Source organism: Cupriavidus sp. 01T418 (assembly GCF_056398885.1).
In genome coordinates, this window is sequence record NZ_JBFTQG010000131.1 from 1 (window position 1) to 907 (window position 907).

The 907-nt window shown below is 72.8% G+C and carries 1 protein-coding gene; it reads left to right on the top strand.

Annotated features, from left to right (window positions below; genetic code table 11):
- Positions 1–907, top strand: a 907-nt coding sequence (locus tag AC1DQ3_RS36545; protein WP_477124953.1) for a hypothetical protein, incomplete at both ends; no start/stop codon positions are given.

Genomic DNA, 907 nt, shown 5'->3' on the forward strand with positions numbered 1-907 from the left:
CTCTCGGGCRCCACGGAAAGCCATCTGCGCAGCGAGCCGGCCTTCAAGACGCTCTCCGTGGAACTGGCCGCCATTCGCGACGCCGTGCCGCGCCGGGACGGGGAAGCCAGTCTGGCCTACGCCCGCCGCCTGCACGAGCAGCGGCCCGGCCTCAGCYTGARCGAGCTGTCCCTGCTCTCGGGCRCCACGGAAAGCCATCTGCGCAGCGAGCCGGCCTTCAAGACGCTCTCCGTGGAACTGGCCGCCATTCGCGACGCCGTGCCGCGCCRGGACGGGGAAGCCAGTCTGGCCTACGCCCGCCGCCTGCACGAGCAGTGGCCCGGCCTCAGCCTGAACGAGTTGTCCCTGCTCTCGGGCGCCTTGGAAAGCCAACTGCGCTGCGAGCCGGCCTTCAAGGCGCTCCCCGTGGAACTGGCCACCATTCGCGACGCCGTGCCGCGCCGGGACGGGGAAGCCAGTCTGCCCTACGCCCGCCGCCTGCGCGAGCAGCGGCCCGGCCTCGGCCTGAGCGAGCTGTCCCTGCTCTCGGGTGCCACGAAAAGCCATCTGCGCCGCGAGCCGGCCTTCAAGGCGCTCTCCGTGGAACTGGCCGCCATTCGCGACGCCGTGCCGCGCCGGGACGGGGAAGCCAATCTGCCCTACGCCCGCCGCCTGCRCGAGCAGCGGCCCGGCCTCAGCCTGAGCGAGCTGTCCCTGCTCTCGGGCRCCTTGGAARGCCAWCTGCGCCGCGAGCCGGCCTTCAAGGCGCTCTCCGTGGAACTGGCCGCCATTCGCGACGCCGTGCCGCGCCTGGACGGGGAAGCCAATCTGCCCTACGCCCGCCGCCTGCGCGAGCAGCGGCCCGGCCTCGGCCTGAGCGAGCTGTCCCTGCTCTCGGGCGCCACGGAAAACCGACTGCGCCACGAGC